Here is a 20,046-nt window from a genome sequence, read left to right on the forward strand (position 1 = left end):
CTCCTTTCGGATCAGGCCGGACCCTCACACACCGTTGTTCTTACAGTCCCCCTTTGGGTCTTGACCCCGGGTCTTGGACACGGTGTCGTTTCGGTTATGCCGCTTCCGGGAGCGTAGCGGACGCAGCGGTCTCGTAGGCGTTCGGGGCGATGTTGCCGATCGCGGAGTGGCGGCGGCGGGTGTTGTAGCGGTTCGCCCACCGGAACACGGCCCGGTAGGCCGTGGCCTGGTCGGGGAACGCGGGGCGACCCTCGAGCAGCTCGCGCTTGAGAGCCGCGTTGAACGATTCGGCCAAGGCGTTGTCCGCGGACGAGCCGATCGCGCCCATCGACTGGGTCACCCCGAGCCGCTCGCAGAGAGTTGCGTACGACTTCGAGGTGTAGACCGACCCGTGGTCCGAGTGGAAGATCGCGCCGCGCAGAGTGCCGCGCTCGCGCCGCGCGGTCCTGAGCGCGTCCTCGACGAGTTCGGTGCGCATGTGCCCGGCCATGCTCCACCCTGCCAGCTTCCGCGAGCCCAGATCGATGCAGGACGCGAGGTAGAGATTCGTGCCGTCGGCGATGGGCAGGTAAGTGATGTCGCCCACGTAGCGGCGGCCCGGCTCCCCAGCGGTGAAGTCTCGGCCGACCAGGTCGGGGAACTTCCGGTCGGACTGGTCCGGCACCGTAGTCTTCACGCGCTTGCGCAGGCGGATGCCGGCCAAGCCGTGCTGACGCATCACGCGGGCCACCCGCTTGTGGTTGACCCGCTCGTCGGCAGGCGCGTCCTCGTTGAGGTCGGCGGTGATCCGCGGCGCCCCGGATGCGCGGTCCCCGCCCTGCTGCGGGTCTTGCAGCGCCCGGATCCGCGCCGCCAGCGCCGCGTCCGCTGCCACCCTCGCGGCCCGTTGCGGCGCGGCGGCCAGCCATGCGTAGAACGACGACCTCGCGATCTCCACGACCTCGCACAACCGCTTCACGCTCCAGGCGTCCTTGTGGTCCTCAACGAACTGGAAGCGGTTCACCAGTTCGTCTCCCCGGCGAAATACTTCGCCGCCTGGCGCAAGATGTCCCGCTCCTCGGCGAGCTTGGCCTGCTCGGTCCGCAGCGCCGCGTTCTCGGCCTCCAGCCGGGCGATCCGCGCAGCCTGCGACTCCGGCCGACCGGCCGGCGCGGCCGTGGGCGCCCCCGCGGTCGTGGTCCTAGAGCCGAGCTTGTCGACCCACTCCTTCAACGAGCCCCGGGACACGCCCAGATCCGCCGCGATCCCCTTGAGCGTCGCGCCCGGCGTGGACTCGTACAAGTCCACCGCCCGGCGACGGAACTCGTCGGTGTAGTTCTTCCTGGCCATCCTTGGATTCTCGCTTCCCCAGCATCGTGCTGGATACCGCGTGTCCAAGATCAAGGGTCAAGCCCCTTTCAACGGCAACACGGCCACCCCATTGTTTCCCGATGCCACCGCCCACAGATCCCCCACCAGCCGGACATCCGACACCGCCACGACCGAACACCAACCCCAACTGCACGTGCCGATGCCCATGGACCCGCAACGATTAGGAGCGTGAGCGGTCCCTGTCGTGACGGAGCCGCCCAGGTGTGAGCATCCCGGACTCGTTCAGAAGGAGTGCACCTCCTGCCGCGGGGAGAAAGAGGAGGGCGGGCAACCATTCAGTAATGGCGAACAGGCCTAGTGCGAGAAGGAGAACGACGATCGCTGCGACTCGGACTTTGGTGTGCATGACATCACTTCCGTTGAGTTCGCGAAGCCTAACATCGGCCCCTAAGACCCCCTGATAACCGACTCGCCGGGCGGACTCCCAGCGCAAACGGGAACCCGTATCGCACCCGGTGGGTGGAATCTAGCCTGGGTTCGGGCTCGTCTCGTGGAGACGCAAGTAGGCCCACGCACGACGCATACGTACCGCTGGTCCCAGTGCGACCAGAACGAACGCAATGAGCACCACCGTCCAGGCCATGTGAGGCCACAGCACCAGGCCCAGTCCTATCGTCAGGCCCAATCCAACGGCGAAAGCAGCTCCTTCGACGTCCTCGCATGACCTGACGGCTGCACCGGTTCGCAAGGAGGAAGAAGCCGGCACGTGCCCGATGCGGACCGTCTCATCACGGGCTCGATCGGCTTGCTTTCGTCCTTCGACACGGCGTACCACAGGGACCGGAATGCGGATGAGCCGTCGCACAGCCAGTCCGATCAGCAACGCTACGAGCAGTCCGACGAGGAAGCGCTAATAATTCAGGCCCCATAGCTGGTCGACGCCCCAGACGACGGTGAGGTTGAGCGCGGTGAAGATGCCGGCGAACGTTGCCGCGGACTGTAGCAGGCGCCGACGGGACGGGATCGGCCGCTGGGCATGCGCCAATTGCACCTGCGCCAAGTCCCCTGGCTCCGCATTGCTCATGCAATGACGTTATCGAGGGGATGGGGACCTGTCTGTCCGCCGTTCCAGCTACCCCTGGAGCATGTAGAACGATGCTAATCAAGGGAACCCCAACCGCGACATGGCAGGTCCAGTGGTCAAGCGGAGCGTGACCCAGCGTGCAGCACGTTCAGATAGCACCAAGCGCGCCGGATCCGGAAGGCGGAACCGATCGCGACCCCCAACGCCCCACAGGAAGCCAGCACCCACGGAAACTCCGGCCGGACGAGCTCACCGAGGAACATGCCCAGCAGGACTGCCACCATCACCACAAGCCCCTCGATGATGGCGCAGGCAGCCAGGCCCGCAGCGGCCCGGACGTCGGGATCCGACGGTACGGTCCTGAACTTCGGTGCCGAGGACAGCGCCCCCTGCCATCGCACCTTGCTGACCTTCTTGTTGAAACGGGGACGTGGGGCCTGAGCGAAGTGGTGGACGAGCATTAGCAACCCGAAGACGGCCAGGGTGGCCAGGAACCACAGCAGCTCCGGCGCAGCATTGGGCAGGAACCACGCCAGCGCCGGAAAGCTGATCACCGCCACTGCACTTGCCGGTAGGGCGCGCCTGATGAGTTGACCAACCGTGGGGATCGAGAGTCCGTCGGCGGGTCGAATGTCACGGCCCACGGCGCCAGCGTCCTCGTCCACGTTCGCGACGTTACCGCCCGATGTGGGCGGCAGTCTCGGCGCACAAAAGGGGACCCTCATCAGGCTCCACCCGAAGCCGAACCTCAACTGCAATGCCCGGGATGCGGCCGCCCAGTAGCGGTACCGCCGTAGTCACGATGGGACCACGACTATGTGGCTGGTAGGCGGAGGTGGGCGCTGATAGATCTAGAAGACAGGCCCCCGCCCCAGGGGGGCTTGTTCGAATAGATCTACTTTGAGGAGTCCAACGATGCGGAAGCAGGCGCAGCCCTGGTGCACACGCAGCGCCCGGCGGGCCCGATGAGAGCGATTGTTCTTGTTTACGCCGGCCTCCTGGTCGTAGGTGCGCTGGGCGTCATCGCCATGGGCGTCTACAACCAAACGGGGTTCGTCATCATCACAGGTGTTGCCTTGCTCATGGGTGCTGTGGTCTTTTTCTGGGCGCTGAAACAGGGGCCACGCTCATCCAAGCCCTCAGGTGATGGGACTCATGCCATTAAGGCGTTCTTGACGGACCTCACCGGATCCGCCCGCCACTTCGGCCTGACCCTCACCGGGGCCGGTGTCGGTGCCGCCCTGGCCATGTTCGTGCTCATGGAAGTCTCGCGTGCCCAAGATCCGACTGGGGTCCCAATTCTCCCGGCCGGCATCTTCATGATCGGGTCCGGATTGGCCTTTCTCGGCTCCATCTTCGTCGTCATCGACGCCGTACATTTCCGCCGCACCGGACGCCCCTTCTAGGGAACCCCAACCGCAGCTGGTCGGAGGTCCCTCATCTGCTTTGGGCGGGTCGGTCGCTTTCCCCATCTACGGAGTGCTTCGCGGTACCAGACGCCGCCACAAGGAGTACTTCAATAGGCCGATCGCCCAGAGGCCCATGGTCGCCCACGTTAAACGGCATTGGAGGCGCCGGCTGGACTGCATGTCCGGCGCAGGGAGTCTGTTTCACAAGAGCCGACAGACTCCCGTGACCCGCCCGTGCAAGGATCTGAAGCTAGGCAGACCGAGCAATTGGAGGGCAGATGACAACAGGGCGATGGGTCCTTGTGGGGCTCGCAAGCGCGGTTCTCGTCGTGTCATTGATCCTGGCCTTCCAAGGGCACCTGGGATCGTGGTTCACCAGCGTGGGCATGGTCTGTGTTTTGCTCAGCGTTTGGGTAGGGGTCCGCCAGACCCGTAAGAACCAGAATCCTCGGATAAATCGGTAGGACGAGCAGGGGCTATAGTCCAGGCCTTAGATCACGCTTGAGGGTCTACGCCTTGATACGTACAGCAATGGGAAGCAGGGCCAAATTGACTGCAGGCCATCAGTGAGAGCGACCACACGGTGGATCACCGCATGCACCGGGCTCACGCTGTTTCCGCTCCTTATCTTGGTCATCCTGCCGAACTTCGAGGACGCGGATGAGGTCGCCCTGCTTTCCCCAGTCTGGGCTCTCGTGTACATGGTCATGTTCGTCAGCTTGCGCCGTACAGGGCCAAAAGCTCGACGATCCGCCGAACGCTTTCTTTTCCTCACCTTCCCCGGCGATTCCACGACTCCACAGGAAATGGAGGCGCTGATGAGGCGGTCCTCGTGGTGCTTCCTGATCGGAGCCGTCCTGCTCCTTGCCGTGCCGGGGCAGTATCTCCTCTTCGTGAGGTGACCAGACCCCCAGGGAACCTCGACTGCACCTCAGCGGGACGCGTTGCCCGGGTTGAGCGACGGAAGAGCCCACATCTTTGACGTTCCGTTTCGCAAACAGGCGTGGTTGGCTGAGGACTGAGTCAGGGTGGATATCGGGGGACTGGGGCATGCACAGGCAGAAGGTCACCGGCTATGCCCTCATGGGATTGATCGTCCTCTGCATCATCGGCACCGGCGCCCTGTTTCAGCTCGGCCGCCCCATCGCCGGCGCTTTCACGGCCGCAGGAGCGGTGGTGCTCTTGCTCATCGGTCAACGTATGCTCACGCGGAGTCGAGCGGCCGAAGCCACCCAAGGTCCAGAAAAGGCAGCCCTTGTCGTCATGGCAGTGTTCCTGGGCATCGGCGTGCTCAGCATCGTCGCCACTGGAGCGTTCCGAATCCTCGAGGGAGCATTTCTCGCCGGGTCAGCCTTCCTGGTCGGCGGCCCCCTCCTCGCCCTCGCAGGCGCAAAGTTCGTCCGCGACCACTGGCCCCGTGGGAAACCGACCAAGGAAGCCCCACCTTTGGATCCATGACCCGAGGCCAGCATTGTTCCTTGGCGCGCACAGCCGGTAGCCCAAGACTAGGTGCGGGAGGCACTCGTGGTGAGCAGAGCCAGGTGACCAACAGCGGGCAGCCCTTCACTCCCGCGTCCCTGTCCAGGGGACGGTCCGCGCGCGGGCGCCCCCGGCTCTCGCTCCTACAGGGGAACCCCAACTGCACGTGCCGATGCCCATGGATCCGCGACGACTAGGAGCGTGAGCGGTCCCTGTCGTTACGAGGCCGCCCAGGTGTGAACATCCCAGTCTCGTTCAGCAGGAGTGCACCCCCTGCTGCGGGGAGAAAGAGGAGGGCGGGCAGCCATTCAGTAATGGCGAACAGGCCTAGAGCGAGAAGGAGAACGACGATCGCTGCGACTCGGACTTTGGTGTGCATGACATCACTTCCGTTGAGTTCGCGAAGCCTAACATCGGCCTCCAGGACCCCTTGCCACCCGACTCGCCGGGCGGACTCCCAGCACAAACGGGAACCCCTCCTGCAACGCGGCAGGACGGATTCGTTTTGAACTTCCCTAGTGCCTGGGTGTTCCGTGGAATCAAACTCAGGCTTCTCCTGTCGGTTCGATTGGATTAGGACCCAAAGGAGCGAGACGCTGACGGCAAAATGGAACACGGCGAACAGCACCTCGTCGTTCGCGATGGCTCGCCCTCCGGACCCGGCAGTCCAAGCGACGGCGACGGTAAGAATCTGCGCCCGTTCCAGGAGACGGACACCGCCTTCTTCACCGACCTGGCCACCGACGAACGCGTGACCCGCTACGTGGGCGACGGCCGCCCCTGGGCGCCGCAGCTCATCCAGGAACGACTTCGCACCGCCTTGCAGCAGATGCCGGTGGAGCAGGCCGGGGCCGTCCGGTGGTTCATCGCCGAGGAAGCCGGCGAGGCGATCGGTCTGGTCGTCTCCACCCGGTGGGAGACGGGTGTGGAGGTCGGCTACTGGGTGTCCCCCGAGCACTGGGGTCGCGGAGTGGCCGGGGCCATGATCGACCTGGCTGCGGCCACGGTCCCGGAGATCTATGGCCGGGCCCGGCTGATCGCCCGAGTCGACCCGGCCAACGCCGCCTCGGCCCGCGTTCTCACCCGCCGCGGTTTTGGACTGGAGGCCAACCACGATGGCCTCGACCACTACGTCCTGGTGCAGACGCAGTAGCCAGTTCCCACTCACTCGGAAGCTCGGGCTGCTCATGAGCAGCCCCGATCCACTCATCGACCGGGAAATTCCGGTTTAGGAGGTGCACAAGGGTACGGCCGACACGACTCAGCTCGGCACGGCGAAACTGGAAAGATTCTTCAACTACCACACGGTTGTGAACGCGAGCGAGTGGCTATTCCATCACCACGAGGACGAGAAATTCGTCCCGAGCAACTACCGGAACCCACTCGTGTGTCTGTCGACACGTCCGGCATGGACCACGAATTCGACGGTGAGCCGTGGTTCATGGCACCGAGGGATGCGTAGCACCCTCGGTGCCATGGGCGGCCTCCATTCGAGACCTACGGACGATACTCATAGTCATATTCGGACATCCCGAAAGCAGAACCTCTTGTGCGTCGTCGACCCGATGGCTTTCGGGATATTAAGCGGCCTTGGGCGATCAGCGCAGTGTTGACAGTAGTGAACTCGGAGTAATGAGGCGTCAAAACCTCCGTCTCAGCACAATTAAATCGAGTTAGGCGAATCTTTTATACATGAAAATTTAAGCCAACCAACTTATTGCGGGAGGCCTCGAAGCATGGTCGGAAGATTGAGAACCGCCCGCCGGATTGCACGGTAGTCGTCTTCGGGTACTTCAACAGCGCCAACAAGGGCGGAAAATGCAGTATCATCTTCTGCCTCGCCCAAAAAGCGTTGTGGGGCGGCAGTCGTTCCTAAAAGATGAACATAGCAACCATAGTCAATCTGCAAAACATCGAACCGCTCCCCGGGATCGTCTTTGCTCGAATACCCTCGCTTGATAATGTGAAGAATGCGATCGTCAACCAGTTGCTGAATCAACGGATGATTGGTTTGCTCTTGAGCAAGGAGGAATGCCCGAGCCTTACGGCCGGAAATGACATCCTGAACAATACGATCCAAAAGCATGCGCGCAGATGGAACCCCGTTAAGTTGAGCGGCCTTAGTAGTTGTATAAAGCTGAGCGGCGGCCTCGCGAACATGAGTTACCGCAATTTTCGAACCTCCCGCCCGAAGACCAGCCCGACCAACAATGTTTAAGGCGTCTCGAGGCACGCCTTCGGCCGCCCTAATCACTTCCTGCAGGGCGGTCACCTGCGTGAATAGAAGACTGACGAGCTCAGCTGGCGATACAGACTCATTGACTCCAATACTTGTCAATGCCTGTGACACGTGACGATGAAGCAGTGAGCGAAAGAAGGAAAGGGAGCGTTCTGCTTGCTCTTCTCGATTCCTTGCAGGGAAAACAACAAACTCATCCAAATCAAGTAACGGAAAAATCTCCGCTCCAATTTCGGCCCCGATATAACTTCCCCGTTCTCCAGCTATGCGCCATTCGGTGCGATGCGGAATGGCGCCGATACGAACCGTCACCTTTGGGATACCGAAGAAAAGCCGCCGCAGCATTTCAGCTAAATAGGGCCGGAGATCGAGCGGTATTCCACTCCACTCATCTATCAATACCCAAAAACGACTAGCAGACGAGGCCTGAATGGCCTGTTTCATCGACTGGGTGACACCCCCGAAGTGAATTCGATATCGTGGCTTTCCCGTCACGCGCACCCGTTGCGAATCTGAAACTTTAGATTCATTATTGCCACCAAGCTTTGCATCCCCACTGAGCCCAGCAAGGTTAGCCTTGATTCCAACAGATGCGTTCGCTCCGCCCTTATCCTCACGGCCGGAAATTCTTTCCTCTTCTGTTTCCTCGACCACTACGACCTGATCGAAGTGATCAAGCATGCGGTCGAGGATTTCTATTTGAGTATCCGCCTTTCCCGAAAAAGCATCTTCAAGCAATCGGGTGTGTACAATGCTAAGGACATCGACGACAAGACGCGTGGCACGCTCGCTTAAGGATAAATTTGTGTCAGCGTAACGGCCTTCCGTTGATCCAACATCTTGCTCCATGTCGATGTAAACTACAGAGTTGCCCTTCGCGCGTTCAATTTCTGCAAGATACTTCAAAGCATGGGTTTTTCCGGTGCCACGGCGGCCATAGACAATACCATTGTCTCGAGTTTTCAGGGCATTGACCAACGAATCAACACCTACGTACGTTGCGATGACGTCCTGTTCACTGACTCGCTCGGCACGCTTTTCAACCTCCTGCAAGGCAGCGAGGAGTGTCTCTGTATTCATCAGAGCCTTCCTTTAATTTTCTATTAAACTGACTTTTGCTCTAAGTCTGATTGTTGCGATATTTATTTAATTTACATTAATATCGCCTAAAATTTCCATTTTGGCTTTGCTGGGCAACTAGCTACTGCGACGTGCAAATTTCAGTCCCCGGGTGGCGTAGAAGCCAACCGGTCCGGTGCCCAAGGAAAATCCCGTCAGTCCAGCACCGACACGGATGTGGGATGCTCGCGGACCCATGTCGGTGCGAACACCTCGGTTTGAAGCTCGAGCTCGCACTCCGGATCCTTGCCTGCCCCATATTCCCATGCATCTAGCTAGACATATCGGCCGCAAATCTACAATCACCCTCACGCGTGACACTGATGGTCGAGGTCTTCACTATTTCGCCTTGACAGTGGTCAAGAAGTGCCCGCCAGGGGGACCCCTCCCGCTGCGGGCCTACATCACGATTTGAAGGCAGGAAACCGACTGGGGTTGATGCCCGTATGCCCCGCCCGTAAGGGGGTGCCCGCACAGGTACGGCATGCGCAACACTGGAAAGGTGAGCGGGAAGAGAATCGGCTACGCCCGCGTCTCCACCATCGAGCAGGACCTCACCGTCCAGCGGGAAGCCCTGCAACGCCTGGGCGTGGCCGAGGAACGGATCTACGTCGACCATGGCCTGACCGGGGCGCACCGGTCCCGCCCGGGACTGCGCGAGGCGATGGCCGCCTGCTGGCCCGGGGACACGCTGGTGGTCACCAAACTCGACCGCCTGGCCCGCTCCCTGCCCGATGCCCGCGACATCGCCGATGAGCTCACCGGCCGGGGAGTGACCCTCTCGCTCGGTGGCAGCGAGTACGACCCCACCGATCCGGTGGGGCGGTTGCTGTTCAACGTGCTGAGCATGGTGGCGGAGTTCGAATCCGACTTGATCCGGATGCGCACCCGCGAGGGTATGGCCATCGCTCGGGCCAAGGGCCGACTGCGTGGGCGGCAGCCGAAGCTCTCCGTGCTGCAGCGCCGGCACCTGATGTCCCTGCACGAGAAGGGCGAGCACACCCAGGCAGAGCTGGCGGAGTTGTTCGGGGTGGCCCGCTCCACGGTCTACCGCACGATCCAGCGAGAGCTGGCCAAGCGCACCAGCTAAAGCTTCACACCACCGTGGAGGGCAGCTCTCGAATCCGCCGGTAGAGCGTCGCCCGAGACATGCCGAGGTCCCGTGCCACTTGGGTGGCCGGCTCTCCGCCCTCGATGAGCCGCAGGGCATTGCGGATCTGGGAATCGGTGAAGGTCCGGCGTCTTCCGCCGAGGTCCTTGCCGGCAGCCCGCCTCTTGGCCACCGAGTCGGTGATCCGTTCCCGTTTGATCTCCAGCTCCATCTGGGCCAGTGCGGCCATGACGGTGAAGACCATCGAACCCATCGGGGTAGCGGTGTCCACGTCTCCCCCACCGAGGTTGAGCACCCGCAGTCCGGCGCCTCTGCCCCGCAGCGCCTCGGCAAAGGTCAGCATGTTCTGCGTCGACCGGCCCAGGCGATCCAACGTGGTGATAACCAGCGTGTCGCTTTCCTCGAGCGCAGCCACGGCACGGTCGAACTGCGGACGTGACGCACGTCCGCCAGACACTCCATGGTCGATATAGATGTCATCGCGTCGCACACCGGCACCAAGCAGGTCAGCGACTTGACGGTCGGCGCCCTGCTGCCGCGTCGACACCCTCGCGTAGCCGATCAGCTTCCCCACATCCACTCCATCTGTCTCGCAACTGACGTTGAGTATCCGATTTTAGGGGCATGGATAAAGCACAAGGATGCGAGACACCCAGATCCGCGGAATCATGCGGGCGCAAATTTTTCGGACGAGACGTCTCGCATCCCATGGTTTGAAAAGCGGCCTGATGTCACATTGCTCAGCCTGCTTCTAGAATTATCGACCCCGCGCCTACCCTGGTAAATCACCACGGGGCCCCGGCCTGCCGGCACGGCCCTGCCCTGCCCCAAGCCGGCGCCGCGGGACCATCCCTTACCTGCGAACAGGAACAACACATGACGACCTCCACCCCTGGAGCCCTGGCCGTCGAGTTGCACCCGGCCTCTCCCACCCAGTGGGCCGCCACCTACTACCCCATGGTGGTCACCCCCGCGGGCCGTTGGGCCGAGGTCACCTGGGAGCTGCACCAGCACCTGATGCCCACCACCTCCGCCCCATGGGAGCCGGCACGGTGGCTGGAGGCGTGCAGCTCCGATCCCGATCACCCCTGCTACGCCGGCCACCAGGAGTGGGCCACCGAACTGGCCGCCGGCTACGCAGCCGCACGCGCCGCCCACGACACCGAGGTCACCGAGGTCACCGAGGAACCCCTCTCGGACCAGGAGACGCAGTTGCTGCGCGAGGACACGCTCGTCGTCCCGGCCGGACAGCTCTCGGAGTGGGTGCTCGACGACCTCGAGGACGAGACCTCGAGCATCGGCGGCTGACCCTGCGCACGGGCCACTCCTTCCCGCCACGCCCGACCACCCCGACCCCTTCTATTCACGACCGCACATTGTTGTTTCAGGTTGTGAACGCGAACACAGCCCCGACATTGCCGCACGGGGCGGGAGCGAGCATCCTGGCTTACCAGGGGGACAGGTGATCTGCATCAGACCATCCTCCAGCTTCGGCCGTGTTGACCGGGCGCACCATGGTTCCGGGGGGATCCATGGTGCGCGCCAGATCATGGTCCGCGACGAAGCAGCACGGGGCGGGATGGCCGGGGGGCCACCCCGCCCCTGCCACATCTATCCACGATCTCGCAGCGACGGCAGGCGCATCCGCCCTCAAGAAGACGTCGCTCAGCCCAGCCCTCGACTGACGAGTCATCCCCTCGGTCGGGCGGCGCCCTTGTGAGCGACGTTGATCCCAGGGCAACTATCGTCATCGACGTCGCCCCCTGGACTCACTCGGTCATACGCGTCCACCACGGCACGAAACCTCTAGTCAGCGGCCCTCACGGTGTTTCACACTGGTGCTGTGGCGGAAAGGCATCTCCCACACAGAAAGCCGGACACCATCCCATGTCCGGCTCTCTGCTTTCCCAGCACAGCGAGGGATTCTCCGCCCAGGAGCAGGACCCGGCCCTGCCCTTGGCCCATCAGCTCTCCCATCCGGTGGTCCTGCGTAGCACCGCCACCGCAGCACCGGCAGTCCAACGCGCTGCTCACCCATGATCCGAGGCGGTCGAGCAGCCAATGCAGAAGCTCGGGACGGACGTCGGGAACACCGGCGTCGGTGCGGAGGGGATCATCGCCACTAACGCCCGTGACCGTGGGCAGAGCCCAGCCAGCTGGGGATGCTCTTCTGGCTGAGCCCGGACAGTCAGGGGTGTGGTGAGGAGTCAGTCTGTCGGACCAGGGTCGGCTTCGGCGGCGGTGACCGGCCCGGCGGTCACCGCCGCCGGAGGCCTCGGCGGCAGGTGGCGGTAGAGGGTGGTGCGGGTGATCCCGGTCTTGGCCACGATCTCAGCCACCGTGTGCCCGCTGGCGCGCAGATGGGCTGCGTAGGCCAGCTTGTCCGGATCCACCACCGAAGGCCGCCCGATCCGCCGGCCCTTGGCCGTGGCCACCGACCGGGCATGGGCGGCGCGCTCGAGGGTGTAGGTCCGTTCCATCTGCCCGAACAGCGCCAGCAGCACCACCGCCAGCTGCGCCATCGGATCATTCGGGTTAGTGGAGTCAACCTTGATCGGGTCCGCCAAGTTGCGCACCCCCACCCCCCGCTCCGCGAGATCGTGGATCAGGTTCAGGGTGTCGCGCACGGTGCGCCCGAGCCGGTCCAGGGTGTGCACCACGATCACGTCGCCTTGGCGGGCGTAGGCCAGGGCCGCGGTCAGTCCGGGACGCTCCGTGGTGGCCCCAGACTTCTTGTCCACATAGATCCGCTCGGGCGCGATCCCGACTTGCCGAAGGGCATCGATCTGCCGGTCGAGGTCCTGTTTGGCCGTCGAGACCCGCGCGTAGCCCAATTCCATGCGCCCAGCGTACCGGAAGTCGAATCCGTACGGCCTAACCGGTTCATGACTTTTGGTCCAAGCTTTGGTACAAGAAACGCCGAGCATGCACATCAGTCAAGGATCTCCACGCGGGTCGTCCCACTACCAAGGAAGTGGAACGTCCCCGCGAGAGCGATCAACACGTCGATCACCTCGAGCTCGGCCGGTCCGACGACTCCGATCGGGAAGCGAGACCTCGATGCCGCCATTTAGCTCCGTCAGAACACCGCCACTTTTCGTTGCGGTTCACAATCATGCGGCCGCAAATTTTTTGGACGAGACGTCTCGCATCCCATGGCTTGAGAAACGAGTCGCTGTCATCTTGTTCAGTTTGCTTCCTGAGTGATCAGCTCAGTGGTTACTCTGGAATATCGCCGACGGGGTTCCCTCCCGACCCGGCGTCGCGGTCCAGCCCCGGCCGTCTCGATCCTTGACCTGTGAACAGGAAAAAGGCATGACATCCTCTGTCTCCGGGGCTCTGGCAGTCGAACTGCGCCCCCATTCCCCCGCCCACTGGATCGCCACCTACTACCCCATGGTGGAGACTCCCGCCGGCCGCTGGGCCGACGTCACCTGGATCCTGCATCAATGTCGGATACCCCCTCCCGCTTCTGTTGCACTGCCTCGGGCGCAATGGCTGGAGCTGCGCAGCCCCGATCCGGGTCACCACGGTTACGCCAACCACCCTGCGTGGAGGGCGGCCCTGGCGAGCGGCTACGCGGCAGCGCTGGCCGTCTACATCGCCGAGGCCGATGACGTTCCCGCACCGACTCAGCAGGCCCAGCGGCCTCGAGCGGGACTGTACGTTTTTCGGTGTAACTCCTGAGCTGGGAGGCATGACCGATGGATGACGTGATGACGTCGCAGGACGTGGAGGTCCAGGAGCCCGTGACCGCTTTTGGGGAACAAGGGCAAGACGCCGAGCAGCGGCTCGGCAAGACGCCGGCGGTGGACCGGACGCTGGTGGCGCAACTGGTCGCCGGAGCCCGGGAGCAGGGCCTGGATCTGGCCGGGGAAAACGGGCTGCTGGGCCAGCTGACGAAGCTGGTGCTGGAGTCTGCCCTGGAAGGCGAGATCACCGATCACCTGGGCTACGAGCCCCACGAACGCGGCGGCTCGACCGACGGCAACAGCCGCAACGGCACCCGATCGAAGACGGTGCTGACCAAGGCAGGCCCGGTGGCGATCGAGGTGCCGCGCGACCGGGCCGGGACCTTCGAGCCTGGCATCGTGAAGAAGCGGCAGCGTCGGCTGGGCAGCGTTGAGGACATGGTGCTCTCGCTGTCCGCCCGCGGACTCACACACGGCGACATCTCCGCGCACCTGGCCGAGGTCTACGGTGCGGAGGTGTCGAAGACGACGATCTCCACGATCACGGACAAGGTCCTCGAGGGCATGGCCGAGTGGCAGAACCGTCCCCTGGACCCGGTGTATCCGGTGGTCTTCGTGGACTGTGTCCACGTCAAGGTGCGCGACGGGCAGGTTGCCAACCGGCCGATCTACATCGCCCTGGCTGTGACCGTGGACGGCAACCGCGACATCCTCGGGCTGTGGGCCGGGGACGGCGGGGAGGGCGCGAAGTACTGGTTGCAGGTCCTGACCGAGATCAAGAACCGCGGGGTCGAGGACGTGCTCATGCTCGTCTGCGACGGCCTCAAGGGTCTGCCCGATTCCGTGGCCACCGTGTGGCCGGCCACGATCGTGCAGACGTTATCCGTTCACACTGTTGGTGACCGAACCCTTCGGTCACCACCTGCACCGTGGCGGTCAGGACCTATGCAGACGAGCCACCTTCGAGGTCCCTATGCAGACCCGTCCGGCCGCCGCGGGGCAGAATCGTGAATCAGCCAGCGGGAGTTGCAGCGCCTTCAGGGTGATTGCCGGGATAAGGTTCTGACGCGAGACTGCCGCGCTTGCCGGTGTCGGGTGGATTCTTCGGTTGAGGAAGGACCAGCTGACATGGCACAACTTCGCGATCCAGGAGAACCCTCCGACGTGTTCGCAGGCATCGACTGGGGCTGCTCGTTCCACCAGCTCTGCCTGATCGATGCCGAGGGACGGACGCTGTTGCAGCAGCGCTTCGAGCACACCGTCGAGGGCCTTGAGCTCTTGGCGGATGCCCTCTTGTCTCAGGGCGGGACTGTTCGAGCGGCGATCGAACGCGCCGAGGGACTGCTGGTCGAGCGGCTTCTGGCGCTGGACATCGAGCTGTTCTGCGTCTCGCCCAAGATTTCTGCCCGTGCCCGGGAACGCTACCGGGTGGCCAGGACGAAGTCGGACACCTTCGACGCGTTCGTCCTGGCCGACACCCTGCGCCACGAGCACCCGTTCTGGCGCCCGCTGCGGCCCGGCTCCGAGACCCTGATGCAATTGCGCGCCACGATCAGGGATCGGGAGGCCCTGATCTGGAACCAACGGGATCTGGAGAACCAGTTACGCGCCACGATGGAGGCCTACAACCCTGCGGTGCTCCACCTGTTCTCGACCCTGGATCGGGACATCTCCCTGCAGTTCATCGGGCGTTACCCGCTGCCCGCCCAAGCAGCTCGCGTCGGGGTGAAACGGATGCAGGGGTTCCTCAGCGCAGAGCACTACAGCGGCAGGACTCCGGCCGGGACGCTCGTCGAGAGGCTCCACCCGCACCTGCTCTCGGCTTCCTCGGGCACGAACCAGGGCAAGGCCTTCGCCGCAGTCCGGCTCGCCGAGCAGCTGCAGCTGCTGAACCGGCACCTGAAGGACTACGACGCCGAGATCGGCCGGCTTCTGGCGCTGCATCCGGACACCGGGATCTTCACCAGCTTCCCGGGCATCGGACCGGTCATCGCTGCGACCTTGCTGGCCGGCATGGGAGAGGACCGCGCCCGGTATCCCTCCGCCCCGGCGCTGTTGGCTGAGGCGGGCCTGGCCCCGGTCACCCGTGCTTCCGGTCGCACCCGTCAGGTGCGGTTCCGCTATGCAGCGAACAAGCGGATGCGTCACGCGGTCGATTGGTGGGCGTTCGTCGCCGTCCGCGAAGATCCGCGCTGGTCGGGGGTGCTCTACGAGCAGGCCCGCGCCGCCGGACAGGGCCACCACCGTGCCCTGCGTGGCATCGGCGCGCGGTGGATGCGCATCCTGTGGAAATGCTGGCACGACGGCGTGGAGTACAACCCCGCACTCCATCCCCACCGTTGGCAAGCCCTCCAAGCCTCGGACGAAGCGGGTGACACCGTCCTGAGAATCGCCAGCTGACCCCGTACTGCAACCCCGCGGACAGGTCACCACGACCCGTCCGCCGCTACCGCCTGCCCACCGCACCAGCGCCCGATCACCCCAGAGGTAGACAGCGGGAGTCTGCGTGATCCATCTGATGAGGGCGAGCTTCCGCTACGCCGCCCGGCAGGACTGGGACGCGATCTCCCGAGCTCTCAAGCCCGTCTATCAGGCCGCGACCGTGGCCGAGGCCGAGGAACGCTTCTTGGAGTTCCAGGAGAAGTGGGGCCGGAAGTACCCGGCGATCGTCAGGCTCTGGTCGAATTCCTGGGCGGAGTTCGTGCCGTTCCTGCAGTTCGACCGCGAGATTCGCCGGGTCGTGTGCACCACGAATGCGATCGAGTCCGTCAACGCCCGAATCCGCAAGGCTGTCAGGGCCCGCGGCCACTTCCCCAACGAGCAGGCTGCGCTCAAGTGCGTCTACCTCGCCGTGATGGCCCTGGACCCGACCGGCAAGGGGCGGGCACGCTGGACCCAACGCTGGAAGGCAGCACTCAACGCATTCGAAATCACCTTCGACGGCCGGCTCTCCGCCGGCCGCCCCTGAACATCAACAACCCGAGTTACACCGAAAACTGGACAGACCCTTGCGGGCAGGGTGCTACGACGTCGGGGGCCCGCAGCGATCCCCGTGCCCCGGTGTCGAAACTGTTGCGACCGCGTGCCGACCGTTGGTGTTCCGGTTCGGCCGGACGAGAGGTCCTGATGACGGGCTCAGATCCAGAGACGCGGCTGCAGGAGCATCGTGACCGGCATGGACCCGAGCAGCCGCCGTTCCTGTGCGAACGTGGTCCGTTCGTCGAGGAAGTCGAGGACGAGATCAGCATCGCCGGAGGTGAATGCGGCTCTCATGAAGTGCACCGCGTGTTCGGGGTCGTGTTCCCACATCTTGAGCAAGGGCCTGTCGTACCAGCGGAAGCGTGGGGACGGCCGGGGAGCGTCGGGTGACCCGGTGGAGGCCAGCGTGGAGGCGAGGTGCTGGGTCTGACGAAGGATCCGGGTGAAGCCGTAGCCCGTGGTGGCCTTGACGGCCCCGGCGGGACATCCGGTGTGCACATGGCGGCCGCGGGGAGAACGGCGGCGGATGCCCAGGGGGATGGACCCTCGCTCCACGGACAACGACGAGAACTCGTTCACACCCCAGACCTTGCGCAGATAGTCCGACGTTGCCTGCTCGAACGAGAAATCCGGGGTGTGAGCCTTCCCCGGCATGATCCGGGTGACTTCGACGACGGCTTCTCGGGCTGAGAGCGGCAGGACGCAGTGGAAGTGCACGGGGTGGTGCTCACCGGACCGGAAATCGATGAAGGTGGCAGTCGACGGGTCGAAGGAGTCGTGCGCAGTCCGCACCCGATGAACCTCACCCGACATGAGCAGTGGTGCCGTGATCCCGGTGGGGGGCAAGGTGCTGTCGAAGCAGTGGGATGCCGTGACGAGCCGGCTGTCGGAGAGGGCCACGTCCACCGAGTCGGCATGAGCCCGTACTCGTGAAACCCGTGCGTCGAGACGGCTGATCTGAGGGTTGGCATCGATGACGTCGTCGAGGCATCGGAAAACGTCCCGTGACGAGGTGAGGCACAGGCGGTGGCGTTCGAGCGGCAGCACCCGCTGGGCAGGTCCTGCGTCAACCGCGAGGCTCGTGAACGTGGCTGCGGGCGTCAGGGGCAGCGGGAGGGCGCCGTCGTGCCAGTAGATCAGGGAGCGGTGCGGGTATCGATCTCCGGCGTCGTCGATGATGAGGATCCGCGCCCCGGACAGCCCTGGTTCCCGGCTCAGGAAGAAGGCGAGGCTGCGCCCGGCAAGTCCACCGCCGGCAATGACGACGTCGTACTCCCTCGCTGGGTGGGTCATGAGCAAGGCACTCCTTCTCCGGACGCAGGCATCTCTGCGGCCACTCCCGAAACCGTCAGTGACCCTCGGGGCGATGTCCAGTCTGGCCGATCCGTCAGGGGTCGTCGACGTCGTCATCGGCGGCGGCACCCGCGTCCACACCCGTTGCACGGGAGGCTAGTCTTGGTCGCACCAGTCCGCCCACCACGACAGAAGCCGGCCCTTGGACAACCCACTCCTGCGCCCCAGCCCGCTCCCCTACGAGCTGCCCGACTTCGGGCGGATCAAGGAGGAGCACTTCCTGCCGGCCTTCGAGGCTGCGATGGCCCAGGACCTCGAGTGCGTGCGGACGGTCCTGGCCGACCCGGACCCGCCCACCTTCGCCAACACCATCGAGGCCCTCGAGCGCGGGGGTCTGGCCCTGGACCGGGTCGAGTCGGTCTTCTTCACGCTGACCGCCGCGCACAACACGGAGGGCATCCAGCGGATCTACCAGGAGCTCGCCCCGCGGCTGTCGGAGCACAAGGCGGACTTCACGCTCAACAAGGAGCTCTACGCCCGGGTCCGGCGGGTGGACCGCACCGACCTGGAGCCGTGGCAGCTGCGCGCCCTGGACGAGTACGTCTCCTGGTTCGCGAACTCCGGTGCGGAGCTGACCCTGGACGACCAGCGGCGGCTCCGGGAGATCAACGACGAGCTCTCGGAGCTGAGCATCGGCTACGGCAACGACCTGATCCGGGAGGTCAACGCCTCCGCCGTGTTCGTCGACGACCGCGCGGAGCTGGACGGGCTGTCCCCCACGGACGTCGAGGCCGCCGCCTCCGCGGCCGCCGAGAACGGGATGCCGGGCCGGTACCTGCTCACGCCCTCGCTGTTCACCGTGCAGCCCGTGCTGTCGGTGCTCACGGACCGCGCGCTGCGCCGGCGGATCCATCTGGCCGCCGTCAACCGCGGCACCGGCGAGCACGGCGGCGAGGGCTCGCAGAGCCGCACGGACCTGCTGCCCGTGGCCGCCCGGATCGCCCGGCTGCGCGCGGAGCAGGCCGGGCTGCTCGGCTACCGCAGCCACGGCGACCACGTCATGGCCGGGAACACAGCGCCGTCCCAGGAGGCGGTGCACGAGATGCTGGAGCGGATCACCGGCCCCGCCGTGCGCAACGCCCTCGAGGAGCGGGCGGAGCTCGAGCAGCTGGCCGGGCACCCGATCGAGGCGTGGGACTGGCCGTTCTGGGCCGAGCGGCTGCGCCGGGAGCGCTACGCCGTGGACGCCTCCGCGCTGCGGGAGCACTTCGAGCTGGAATCCGTGCTGGAGCACGGGATCTTCCGCACCGCCCGGGAGCTTTACGGGCTGGTCTTCACCGAGCGCCCCGACCTGGACGGCTACCTGCCGCAGGTGCGGGTGTGGGAGGTCACCGACGAGGCGGGCCGCGGCGTGGGGCTGTTCCTGGGCGACTGGTTCACGCGGCCCACCAAGCAGGGCGGCGCCTGGATGGGATCGCTGGTGCACCAGAACCGGCTGACCGGTCAGCGCCCCGTCGTCGTCAACAACGCGAACTTCACCCGGCCGCCCGCGGGCAGGCCCAAGCTGCTGACCCTGGACGAGGTGGTGACGGTCTTCCACGAGTTCGGCCACGCGCTGCACGGGCTGCTCTCCGACGTGCACCTGCCCTCGTTCTCCGGGACGAAGGTGCCGCGGGACTTCGTGGAGTACCCCTCCCAGGTGCACGAGATGTGGGTGCTGCACCCGGAGGTGCTCCGGCACTACGCCCGCCACCACCGCACGGGCGAGCCGATCCCCGAGGAGACCCTCGCGGGCCTGCGGGAGGCGTCCGCGCACGGGCAGGGCTACCGGACCGTCGAGTACCTCGCCTCGACCTACCTGGATCTCGCGTGGCACGGGATCGAGGACCCCGCCGAGCTGCCGGACCCCCGGACCGTGGAGCAGGAGGCGCTCGCCCGCGCCGGGGTGGACGTGGACGGCATCGCCCCGCGCTACCGGACCGGGTACTTCAAGCACATCTTCGCCGGCGGCTACTCCGCGGGCTACTACTCCTACATCTGGTCCGAGATCCTCGACGCCGACACGGCGCAGTGGTTCGCGTCCCGCGGCGGACCGACCCGGGAGAACGGGCGGCGCTTCGCCGAGGAGGTGCTCTCCCGGGGCAACGAGACCGCTCCGATGGAGGCCTTCGAGGCCCTGCTGGGACGCCGCCCGCACCTCGGCGCGCTGCTGGAGCGGCGGGGCCTCCAGCCGCGGGAGGAGTTCGTCCACCGGCGGCGCGGTGCTCCCGCCCGGGACGCCCGCGACTGAGCGCCGCGGCGCCCGGGGGCGGAGGGCCCGGGTGTGACGA

At 64.9% G+C, this 20,046-nt stretch carries 15 protein-coding genes and 2 pseudogenes; 10 read left to right on the forward strand and 7 right to left on the reverse strand.

What is annotated here, in order from left to right:
* Positions 1 to 94: 94 nt before the first annotated feature.
* The 3 genes from ACZ2G1_RS03940 to ACZ2G1_RS03950 all read right to left on the reverse strand — a co-directional run bounded on the left by ACZ2G1_RS03940 (position 95) and on the right by ACZ2G1_RS03950 (position 3,060).
* A protein-coding gene (locus ACZ2G1_RS03940) for an IS3 family transposase (protein WP_272028149.1) occupies positions 95 to 1,329 on the reverse strand; the annotation gives its coding sequence in 2 pieces (ribosomal slippage) (positions 95 to 1,020 and positions 1,020 to 1,329; 1,236 coding nt in all).
* An 892-nt stretch (positions 1,330 to 2,221) separates the two neighbouring features.
* The gene (locus ACZ2G1_RS03945; RefSeq protein WP_470377500.1) at positions 2,222 to 2,395 is read right to left on the reverse strand and encodes a hypothetical protein; all 174 of its coding nucleotides are present in this window, start codon (positions 2,393 to 2,395) and stop codon (positions 2,222 to 2,224) included.
* Between the two features lie 116 nt (positions 2,396 to 2,511).
* Positions 2,512 to 3,060: a hypothetical protein gene (locus tag ACZ2G1_RS03950; RefSeq protein ID WP_424348324.1), complete on the reverse strand. Its 549-nt coding sequence runs from the start codon at positions 3,058 to 3,060 to the stop codon at positions 2,512 to 2,514.
* Positions 3,061 to 3,333: 273 nt separating this feature from the next.
* Between ACZ2G1_RS03950 and ACZ2G1_RS03955 the strand changes: the two genes are divergently transcribed.
* The 4 genes from ACZ2G1_RS03955 (at position 3,334) to ACZ2G1_RS03970 (ending at position 6,436) form a co-directional block, all read left to right on the forward strand.
* A complete protein-coding gene (locus ACZ2G1_RS03955; protein WP_424348323.1) occupies positions 3,334 to 3,801 on the forward strand; it encodes a hypothetical protein in 468 nt (155 codons plus the stop codon).
* 632 nt (positions 3,802 to 4,433) lie between these two features.
* Complete coding sequence (locus tag ACZ2G1_RS03960) at positions 4,434 to 4,706, forward strand: hypothetical protein (protein WP_424348322.1); 273 nt, start codon at positions 4,434 to 4,436, stop codon at positions 4,704 to 4,706.
* Positions 4,707 to 4,854: 148 nt separating this feature from the next.
* Positions 4,855 to 5,262, forward strand: coding sequence for a hypothetical protein (locus ACZ2G1_RS03965; RefSeq protein ID WP_424348321.1), 408 nt, complete (start codon positions 4,855 to 4,857; stop codon positions 5,260 to 5,262).
* A gap of 628 nt (positions 5,263 to 5,890) precedes the next feature.
* Positions 5,891 to 6,436: a GNAT family N-acetyltransferase gene (locus ACZ2G1_RS03970; protein WP_424348320.1), complete on the forward strand. Its 546-nt coding sequence runs from the start codon at positions 5,891 to 5,893 to the stop codon at positions 6,434 to 6,436.
* Positions 6,437 to 6,997: 561 nt separating this feature from the next.
* Here the strand turns inward: ACZ2G1_RS03970 and ACZ2G1_RS03975 are convergent.
* Positions 6,998 to 8,602 carry an ORC-CDC6 family AAA ATPase gene (locus ACZ2G1_RS03975; protein ID WP_470377501.1) on the reverse strand — a complete coding sequence of 535 codons (1,605 nt, stop codon included), beginning with the start codon at positions 8,600 to 8,602 and terminating at the stop codon, positions 6,998 to 7,000.
* A 541-nt stretch (positions 8,603 to 9,143) separates the two neighbouring features.
* Here ACZ2G1_RS03975 and ACZ2G1_RS03980 point away from each other — a divergent pair.
* Complete coding sequence (locus ACZ2G1_RS03980; protein ID WP_424348318.1) at positions 9,144 to 9,731, forward strand: recombinase family protein; 588 nt, start codon at positions 9,144 to 9,146, stop codon at positions 9,729 to 9,731.
* A 4-nt stretch (positions 9,732 to 9,735) separates the two neighbouring features.
* On the opposite strand, the gene ACZ2G1_RS03985 is transcribed toward ACZ2G1_RS03980, so the two are convergent.
* Positions 9,736 to 10,326: a recombinase family protein gene (locus ACZ2G1_RS03985; protein WP_424348317.1), complete on the reverse strand. Its 591-nt coding sequence runs from the start codon at positions 10,324 to 10,326 to the stop codon at positions 9,736 to 9,738.
* Between the two features lie 302 nt (positions 10,327 to 10,628).
* Between ACZ2G1_RS03985 and ACZ2G1_RS03990 the strand changes: the two genes are divergently transcribed.
* Entirely contained in the window at positions 10,629 to 11,060 is a 432-nt protein-coding gene (locus tag ACZ2G1_RS03990; protein ID WP_424348316.1) for a hypothetical protein, read from the forward strand.
* An 899-nt stretch (positions 11,061 to 11,959) separates the two neighbouring features.
* Here ACZ2G1_RS03990 and ACZ2G1_RS03995 read toward each other — a convergent pair.
* A complete protein-coding gene (locus ACZ2G1_RS03995; RefSeq protein WP_101851568.1) occupies positions 11,960 to 12,592 on the reverse strand; it encodes a recombinase family protein in 633 nt (210 codons plus the stop codon).
* Between the two features lie 876 nt (positions 12,593 to 13,468).
* On the opposite strand from ACZ2G1_RS03995, the pseudogene ACZ2G1_RS04000 reads away from it, so the two are divergent.
* From ACZ2G1_RS04000 to ACZ2G1_RS04010, 3 genes and pseudogenes are all read left to right on the forward strand, one after another.
* A pseudogene (locus ACZ2G1_RS04000) lies at positions 13,469 to 14,341 on the forward strand (IS256 family transposase); the annotation flags it as partial.
* 231 nt (positions 14,342 to 14,572) lie between these two features.
* The gene (locus ACZ2G1_RS04005) at positions 14,573 to 15,844 is read left to right on the forward strand and encodes an IS110 family RNA-guided transposase (RefSeq protein ID WP_470377502.1); all 1,272 of its coding nucleotides are present in this window, start codon (positions 14,573 to 14,575) and stop codon (positions 15,842 to 15,844) included.
* A 103-nt stretch (positions 15,845 to 15,947) separates the two neighbouring features.
* Positions 15,948 to 16,412: pseudogene (locus tag ACZ2G1_RS04010) on the forward strand (transposase); the annotation flags it as partial.
* A 167-nt stretch (positions 16,413 to 16,579) separates the two neighbouring features.
* On the opposite strand, the gene ACZ2G1_RS04015 reads toward ACZ2G1_RS04010, so the two are convergent.
* The gene (locus tag ACZ2G1_RS04015; protein WP_470377503.1) at positions 16,580 to 17,716 is read right to left on the reverse strand and encodes a lycopene cyclase family protein; all 1,137 of its coding nucleotides are present in this window, start codon (positions 17,714 to 17,716) and stop codon (positions 16,580 to 16,582) included.
* Between the two features lie 202 nt (positions 17,717 to 17,918).
* Between ACZ2G1_RS04015 and ACZ2G1_RS04020 the strand changes: the two genes are divergently transcribed.
* Positions 17,919 to 20,006 carry a M3 family metallopeptidase gene (locus ACZ2G1_RS04020; protein ID WP_470377504.1) on the forward strand — a complete coding sequence of 696 codons (2,088 nt, stop codon included), beginning with the start codon at positions 17,919 to 17,921 and terminating at the stop codon, positions 20,004 to 20,006.
* The last annotated feature ends 40 nt before the right edge of the window (positions 20,007 to 20,046 follow it).

This window comes from Kocuria sp. KKT182 (genome assembly GCF_055635395.1).